We start from the raw sequence: 7,401 nt of genomic DNA on the forward strand, positions 1-7,401 counted from the left end.
GGAGCCATAACAACTTCAGGGCCGCTTGCGGAATTCCGCGGGCGGCCCTTTTCCGTTATGGCTTCGGAGGCAGGACTCCAAGCGAGCGAGGGAAGGTGCCGTTGGGAAGCCGGGCGTCCTGCTGCCGACCGCAATCGGGGACTTGCGCGCCGTCGACTGCCTCGTCGGGGACCAACTCCCGCGGATCTGCTGATCATCTGACTGGAACGAACCTGCAGCTTGCGGCGGACAAGAAACTCGCGGGGGGGAAACGATGCCGTGTTCTCGACACATCTTATGGTAAAGATGACGCCGGTCACGAGCCGGCTGGAAAGGAGATCCGTCCGATGACGCACAATTTGCCGCCGCTCCCATACGCCTTCGACGCGCTCGAGCCGTACATCGACGCGAAGACGATGGAGATTCACCACGACAAGCACCACGGGGCGTATGTCAACAATCTCAATAAGGCTCTCGAAGGCCATCCTGAGCTTCAAAAGCTTCCGGTCGAGGATCTGCTCGCACGGATCGGCAAAGTGCCGGAGGCCGTACGTACCGCCGTGCGCAACAACGGCGGCGGCCATTTGAATCATTCCATGTTCTGGAAGATCATGAAAAAGGGCGGCGGCGGTGAGCCGTCGGGGGATCTGGCCGACGCCATCAAGAATACGTTTGGCAGCTTCGGGGATTTCAAGAAAACATTCACCCAGTCCGCGACGTCGCGATTCGGGTCCGGTTGGGCGTGGTTGCTGGTCCGTGGAGGGAAGCTCACCGTCGAGTCTACCGCAAACCAGGACAATCCCATCATCGACGGCGGCATGGCGGTCTTCGGCCTCGACGTCTGGGAGCACGCCTATTACTTGAAGTATCAGAACCGACGACCCGAGTACATCGAGGCGTGGTGGAACACCGTCAATTGGGCGCAGGTCGCGGACAACTTCGCGCAGGCCAAGGCGTAAGTTCCGCCTTCGGCACCATCGCAATCCCCAAAGGGAATTCGGAAAGACGCCGGGTTCCCTTTTTTGCCATTTTCCTCAATGTGACGAAAATGTGGCTCATGGGTTCATTGACGTCGGAAGCCGCATTCACCCCGGAACAAGGAGGCACATCATGAAAGTTCTCGTGGTCTTCTATTATGGACATGTCTACCGGCTGGCGGAAGCGGTCGCGGAAGGAGCGAGGGAGGTTGCAGGAGCGGAGACCGTCTTGCGCCGCGTGCCCGAGACCCTGTCGAAGGAGGTGTTGGAAAAGATGGGCGCCACGGGCTCCCAGAAAGCGTTCGCCCATATCCCGGTGTGCACGGTGGACGAGCTGGCCGCGGCACGGTTCCAAGGCCGGCACGTCGCGACGATTGCGGCGAAGCTGAGCAGATAGCCGGAAGAAACGATCTCGCGCCCCTTCCTCCGCAACAGCGCCGTGAGGCGCGGCACGTGAGGGTTCGCGCCAAGTTCCCTTGTTTCGTAAAAACCGCCCGACGGGCTTAAATCTGGCTCGCGGGTTTATTTAAGATGTCCCCCGCCGGATCGAACGCCTCGGCCTTCATATCGTCGTCGAAACGAAACACGGTGGGGACGGTGTCCACGCAGACTCCGCAGCTGATGCATTCTTCCTTCAGCACGTAAGGGATTCTGGCCACCCTGTTCCCTCCCGCAACGTTGTTCTTCTCTCGTCGGATATTTGAATTTCGCCGCGGGCCCTGAAACCACTCGTCCTCTGGCAACCCAGGTTCATCATATGCCGTTCGAAGAAAAATCTCTGTGGAGAGCCCCGGCTCCCTCCCCGCTCCTATAATAGAAAGGTAGACAGGAGGACATCGGTCATGTTAGGGAAAGCGGCGGAAGCATTCACAGGGGGGAAGGAGGGTCGGATCGCTCAGGCCCCACAAGGGATCGAATACGATGTCCTGGTGGTGGGGGGAGGTCCGGCAGGACTTGCCGCGGCTTCCTACTGCGGGCGAAAATTCCTCCGCACGGCGGTTTTCGAGGGGGACTGCTGGGGGGGGATCCTCACCCGGTGGTGCCCCGACAAGAAGATCGACAATTACCCGGGAACGCGCCCGGGAGTGCGCGCCGACGAGCTTGCGCAGTCGCTCGTCGATTTCGCCCGACGCACCGGCGTCGACCTTGTCGAGAAAAGGGTCGAGGAAATCTCGCGGGACGGGGAGATCCGCGCGGGGGGCGTGAAATACCGTGGAAAGGTGGTCATCCTGGCCAACGGGAGCACGGCCGCTGAGGCCGGCATCCCCCGCGAAATCGAGCTGGCCGACCTCGATGGCGGAATATTTTACAAGATTCCCGACCCTTCCCGATTCCGCGGAAAGCGTGTGATCATCGTTGGAGGGGGGGACACCGCCCTTTCCCACCTTCAGCGACTTCAGGGAATCGCATCTCGGATTACCCTTGTGCACCGCCAGGAAACGTTGCGATCCGAGTATGGAGCACCCGAAAAACCGGACGGGGATGGGGAAGGAGGAATTCTTCTGGGGACCGCTGTGGACACGATTCTGGGAGACGACCGCGTCATGGGAGTCCGCCTCAAGGACCTCGCCAGCGGAAAGACGCGCGACCTGCCGGCCGACGCCGTGGTGATGGCCGTAGGGACCAAGCCCAACTTCGCCCTCTTCCGGGACCTTGGCGTTTCCCTGGACTCCAAGGGCCAGGTCGTCGCCGATCCGTGGCAGAGAACGAACATCCCGCGTTTTTTGGCGATCGGGGACGTATCCTCCCCGCTGAAGATGATCGTCACCGCCGTGGCGCAGGCCGCCGTCGCCGCGCACCAGGCGTACGTGGAAGTCCGATCCCCCTACTGGAAATAATCGGAGCCGGGATGGATCAATCGGCGGGGACGAGAATTCCCGCTTCGGGGTTCTCCTTAGCGTCTTCCCAGGTCCGGGTCGGCTAGTAGGCGCGAGCCGAGATCATGGCGTCGAAGCTGTCCGCGACCGAGAGGATAGCGATTGCGAGGCCGGCCGGAGTGGATCCTTCGATAAATTGGCAGGGATCCCAAAAATCCGCGAATTTTTACAAGAAGGTTTTTCAGAAAGATCCCGACGGGTCGGAAGGCGGTTACTATGGATTCATGGCCGGCAAGGGGTTCATCACTTTTGGGCCGCATGACAAAGTCCGGGGCAAGAACGCGAACCCCGAAAGGATAATGTTCAATTTTGAGACCAAGGAAGTAAAGAGAGAATTCGAAAGAATCAAGAAGCTCGGGGCCGCGGTAGTCGCGGAACCTTACAATCCGGCGGAAGATCCGAAAGGAATGATCGCGACCTTCGCCGATCCGGACAATAAATTTATCCAGCTCGTGACGCCTTGGGAAAACAAATGAACGATCCTCGGCACCATCAGGAGCCGGAAGCCGAAAGTATCTTGAGTTCGAGGTCGAGCAAGAGGGGGTGAGGCGGACAATGCCTCACCCCCTTCCCGCATAGGAAAAGGAAATCGTCGAGGATCGTCGGTCCATGCCCTGAAGAATGAGCCTCATAGGGTTTACCAATACTCGAATGGGGACACGATCCTGAATATCTCGCCCATTCGGTAAAAAAAGCGATCGATCATTACAGGCTTAAGCAGCTTGAAAAAAACCACACCAGTATGCTTGAGAAAACCGTGGAAAACAGAACCAGGGAACTGAGTGATGCGCTGACGCTGGTCAAATCCGCAAGCAAGGAGATCGTCGAGCGACTCGCAGGGGTCGCCGAGTACAGGGATACGGATACGGGGAAGCATATCAAGTATCAGGTCCTATGCAAAATTACCTTGCATATTTGCATAGGGAGTGAAAGGATATTCCCATGGACACGATCCGGCGGCAACTTCTCGCGCCTCTCGCGTCGCTCGCCCGAAAGGAACGGGTGATCGTCGTCAGCGGCGCCCGGCAGACGGGCAAGACGACCCTCTGCGAATTCCAACTTCCCGGAGAACTTCGGGTCCCCCGCGCCTACGTTTCCTTCGACGACCCCGATGAACGCCTCCGATTCCAAAAGGGGGCGGTGTCCATCCTCGAATCCTACGATGTCCCCCTCGTGGTTCTCGACGAAATCCAGAAAACCCCCTTCCTGTTCGACCCCCTGAAACTTGTTTCGGACCGGACCCGCAAGCAGGGCGGGAAGGGGCCTGTTTTCGTCCTTACCGGCTCGTCCCAGTTCCTACTCAAGAAAGACGTCCGGGAAACTCTCGCAGGGAGGGTCTCCCTCCTGAATCTCCACCCCTTCTCCCTGAGCGAGCTCTCCGGAAGCGCCGGCCGCTCCCTCCTGACCCGAATCTTTCGGGAGAAAGGAATGCCCCGCGAGGAGCCGGAACGAATCGTCGCGATTCCTTCGGAAAGAACGCGCAAGGCGACGCATCTGGCCGCCGAGCACAGGGAATGGGGAGGCTTCCCTCCGGTGTGGCACCGCAAGGACCGAGAGGAAAAGATCCGATGGCTTCGGGATTACCGGCGAACCTACCTGGAACGCGACATCGCGGACGTCGGGCAGGTGGCGGATCTCGACATGTTCGCGCTGACCCAGAAGATCCTGTGCGCCCGGACCGGAAACACCCTCTCGCTGAGCGAGGTATCACGGGACGTGTCGCTTTCGGTCAACACGGTGAAACGATACCTGGGCCTGTTATCCAGATCCTTCCAGTGCCATCTCCTGCCGCCCTTCTTCGAGAACGTGGGGAAACGCCTGGTCAAGAGTCCGAAGGTTTTCTTCTCCGATCCCGGTTTGTCCCGGGCCATTCTCGGCGAGATGTCGATCGGCGCAGGAGCGGCCTACGAAAGCTGGGTGTTTTCGGAGCTCATGAAGTGGACGGCGCTCCAGACTCCGGAGCCGGAGTTGTTCTACTACCGGACGGCCGCGGGCTTGGAGATCGACTTCCTGGTCGCGATGCGAGGGAACATTCTTCCCATCGAAGTCAAGAATCGGGAAAGGATCAGTTCCATCGACGGCCGAGGTGTCGAGACATTCCTGAACGAGCATCCACGGGCAACCCGGCTCGGCCTCGTCGTCTACACCGGGAGGGAGCTCGCAGAGGTCCGGAACAGGGTCTGGGCCGTGCCGGACTGGTATCTTTTCGGCGGGGTCGCGGAGGGCTGAGTGGGAGATCTGCTCGCAACCGGCCGGGGAACGCTCCCGGTTGCTCCCTTCTACACGCTCCCCAATGAAAAGGACGGGGATGAGACCCCGCCCTCATTTCACTTAACCTGCACTGCAGTAAAGCACCCGCGCCCAATCTCGATTATGGAATAAAATCCTCATTCCTCTGGGCCACGAACCCAGCCGGCCGCCTGCGCGATTCCGAAACCGACGCCGGTCACAACAAGAAGAATTGCCACCGCTACTATCCCAATCGTATACGTCTTCATTTCCCCCCCTTCTTTCTTGGGGTTCGATTCGAATACCCTTTTGGACCTTGGAAATTAGCTTCCGGTCCGCCAGAGAAGATTTCCTCTACGGAGACTCCGCAGAACGGATAGAGCCAATTCTTGGCATAACTCCAGAACCCTTCGATACGCAACGAACCATACGGCTGAAATGATCGTATAATCAAGCATGGCAATTCGTCCCTGACCCACCCGTTCCGGCTCGATCGGGAACCCGGAGATAGAAAAGGAGGAGGGAATGGTCGGCGTATTGATGGTCAAGCCACTTTTATTGCTGGGCGGGGCCGGCTACCTTGCCTATCTTTTACTCCAGAAAACGGTGAAATCCCTCCAAGTTGACAAAGAGAATGGAGAATTCACAGGGAGCGGCGGGATCGAGATGAAGCTTTGTGCGAAATGCGGGATGTACATCTGTAGCGATGCCGCCCAATGCCCTTGTTGCAACGAATCGCAGGATTCTCCCCTTCGGTCCGGATAGCAAGCAGGACAGGAAATTCCTTTTTTCGCCTCTACGGCGGGTGGGGGATCCTTCTATTCCTTACCTTCCCTCGTTTCCCTTCCAGGATGTCGCCCACCCACGTCAGACCTGCAACCACTGTGGGAAATCCGATCGTTGAGGTCAGCAGGATCAGGGCGTGCCGAATCTCTTCCGGAGTGACACCGGCATCCAGGGCCCTCCTCGCGTGGCTGTGGACCGACCCTTCGGAGCGGATGGCAGTGGCGGCGGCGAGCTGGACAAGCTGTGCCGTTTTCTCGTCTATGGGGCCCGCCTGTTTCACGGAGCGCCCGAGTTTCTCGACGGCTCCCAGATACTCGCTGTAGCGCTCCTTGAGATCCCTGTATGCCTTCGGCAACTTCTTTCCCGTCGTGCCCATCCGGACACCTCCCATTCGACGCCGAAGCGCCGTTCCTCCGCAGCCACAGTTGTTCACGGATAAGCCCCCCCTTTGCTTCCCCTACTTTCTCCTCTCCTCCTTCTGTCGCAACGCCAGGTCAAGCCATTCCTGCATGCCGCGGATGTTCTTGGACAGGTACCAGCGCCCGTTTGCGAAAACACCGTAGTCGGCTCCCGACATCGCGGAGGCGAAGCGGGTGGAATTCGCGAAGAAAAGCCACTCCTCCACCCACATCTTTTCGATCGGCTCGTTGAAGATGCTGTCGTTCTGGGCGAGACCCCTGGCTACCCCTTTCTCCCAGGCGGCAAGGAGGATTTTCGTGGCGGTCAGGGTCATCTCGTTCGTGGTCCGGATCGTTTCCTCGAAGCGGGCAAAGTGCCCATCCACCCAGTTTCCGCCGTGGCAGCCGGAACAGATCTTCTTCATCTTTGCCGTCCGTTCTTTCTGCTCCCGCGCGTCGATCAGATGCGATGCCGCCGGCTCGCCGGTGAGCTCGGTCGGGAGGGGAAGGCCCGCCTTGTTCCGGATCACCGTGGTGTCCGGGGACAACGGGTGGGGATGGGCGTAGACCAGTCCGAAGATCCGCCAGGCAAGGCGATCGTTCATCTGGTGGGACCGCGCGGCGACGACTTCCTGCCGATCTCCAGACCCTGTAACCAGGAGGCTTGCGTGGCAGGCGGCGCATGTGGGGGCGGTAAAATCGGCACCGATCTCCCAGGGTACGTTCGTGAAGTTCCACGCATCACCGAGCGAGGAGTATATGTTCCCGTGCTTGCTTACCGCGTAGACGGAGTAGGCGGGCACGTCCGGCCCCTTGTGGCATTGGGAGCAGGTGGCGGGATTCCTGGCCATCCTGATCGAGAACTGGTGCCGGGCGTGGCAGGACGTGCAGGCACCCTTCGAACCGTCGGGATTGACCCGCCCCACCCCCTGGTTCGGCCACCCCGAAAGAACGGGAAATTCCATCTCCCCCATCGCGGTCTCCCGTTTCCGAATCCCCGAAACGCCGATGACGGTTCCATGGCAGGAGAAACAGGCATCGGCGTTTGTCTGATCCCCGGGAGGGGTGATCCCGATCGTTCCCCCGGAAAATGACATGGTGCCGTTCACCTGCTCCACGAGGTCGTGGTAGACCGGGTTGTTCTTCAGGTTCCCG

General features: G+C 59.5%; 8 protein-coding genes and 1 pseudogene. 6 read left to right on the plus strand and 3 right to left on the minus strand.

Features of this window, described 5'->3' with window-relative positions; all coding sequences use genetic code 11:
* The first annotated feature begins 326 nt into the window (after nucleotides 1-326).
* The 4 genes and pseudogenes from A2Z13_10135 (at nucleotide 327) to A2Z13_10150 (ending at nucleotide 3,309) form a co-directional block, all read left to right on the plus strand.
* Complete coding sequence (locus A2Z13_10135; protein OGP76566.1) at nucleotides 327-938, plus strand: superoxide dismutase; 612 nt, start codon at nucleotides 327-329, stop codon at nucleotides 936-938.
* A 151-nt stretch (nucleotides 939-1,089) separates the two neighbouring features.
* Nucleotides 1,090-1,302 (plus strand): annotated as a pseudogene (locus A2Z13_10140) (NAD(P)H-quinone oxidoreductase).
* Nucleotides 1,303-1,798: 496 nt separating this feature from the next.
* The gene (locus A2Z13_10145; GenBank protein ID OGP76567.1) at nucleotides 1,799-2,794 is read left to right on the plus strand and encodes a hypothetical protein; all 996 of its coding nucleotides are present in this window, start codon (nucleotides 1,799-1,801) and stop codon (nucleotides 2,792-2,794) included.
* Nucleotides 2,795-2,898: 104 nt separating this feature from the next.
* Nucleotides 2,899-3,309 (plus strand): hypothetical protein, encoded by a 411-nt coding sequence (locus A2Z13_10150; GenBank protein ID OGP76568.1) that lies wholly within the window; start codon nucleotides 2,899-2,901, stop codon nucleotides 3,307-3,309.
* Nucleotides 3,310-3,470: 161 nt separating this feature from the next.
* Here A2Z13_10150 and A2Z13_10155 read toward each other — a convergent pair whose 3' ends face one another.
* The gene (locus A2Z13_10155) at nucleotides 3,471-3,710 is read right to left on the minus strand and encodes a hypothetical protein (protein OGP76569.1); all 240 of its coding nucleotides are present in this window, start codon (nucleotides 3,708-3,710) and stop codon (nucleotides 3,471-3,473) included.
* Between the two features lie 65 nt (nucleotides 3,711-3,775).
* Between A2Z13_10155 and A2Z13_10160 the strand changes: the two genes are divergently transcribed.
* Complete coding sequence (locus A2Z13_10160; protein OGP76570.1) at nucleotides 3,776-5,062, plus strand: hypothetical protein; 1,287 nt, start codon at nucleotides 3,776-3,778, stop codon at nucleotides 5,060-5,062.
* Between the two features lie 525 nt (nucleotides 5,063-5,587).
* The gene (locus A2Z13_10165; protein OGP76571.1) at nucleotides 5,588-5,827 is read left to right on the plus strand and encodes a hypothetical protein; all 240 of its coding nucleotides are present in this window, start codon (nucleotides 5,588-5,590) and stop codon (nucleotides 5,825-5,827) included.
* 31 nt (nucleotides 5,828-5,858) lie between these two features.
* Here the strand turns inward: A2Z13_10165 and A2Z13_10170 are convergent, their stop codons facing one another.
* Both A2Z13_10170 and A2Z13_10175 read right to left on the minus strand, forming a co-directional pair.
* On the minus strand, nucleotides 5,859-6,224 hold the full coding sequence (locus A2Z13_10170) for an alkylhydroperoxidase (protein OGP76573.1): 366 nt from the start codon (nucleotides 6,222-6,224) through the stop codon (nucleotides 5,859-5,861).
* Between the two features lie 81 nt (nucleotides 6,225-6,305).
* On the minus strand, nucleotides 6,306-7,401 hold a 1,096-nt coding region (locus A2Z13_10175; GenBank protein OGP76572.1), incomplete at its 5' end, for a hydroxylamine oxidase.

The organism is Deltaproteobacteria bacterium RBG_16_64_85 (assembly GCA_001798885.1).
Classification (GTDB): Bacteria; Desulfobacterota; Deferrimicrobia; order Deferrimicrobiales; family Deferrimicrobiaceae; genus FEB-35.

Coding starts and splice junctions, on each gene's coding strand:
- A2Z13_10170 (OGP76573.1), bottom strand. CDS start 6,224: ATGGGCACGACGGGAAAGAAGTTGCCGAAGGCATACAGGGATCTCAAG.
- A2Z13_10145 (OGP76567.1), top strand. CDS start 1,799: ATGTTAGGGAAAGCGGCGGAAGCATTCACAGGGGGGAAGGAGGGTCGG.
- A2Z13_10150 (OGP76568.1), top strand. CDS start 2,899: ATGGCGTCGAAGCTGTCCGCGACCGAGAGGATAGCGATTGCGAGGCCG.
- A2Z13_10155 (OGP76569.1), bottom strand. CDS start 3,710: ATGCTTCCCCGTATCCGTATCCCTGTACTCGGCGACCCCTGCGAGTCG.
- A2Z13_10160 (OGP76570.1), top strand. CDS start 3,776: ATGGACACGATCCGGCGGCAACTTCTCGCGCCTCTCGCGTCGCTCGCC.
- A2Z13_10165 (OGP76571.1), top strand. CDS start 5,588: ATGGTCGGCGTATTGATGGTCAAGCCACTTTTATTGCTGGGCGGGGCC.
- A2Z13_10135 (OGP76566.1), top strand. CDS start 327: ATGACGCACAATTTGCCGCCGCTCCCATACGCCTTCGACGCGCTCGAG.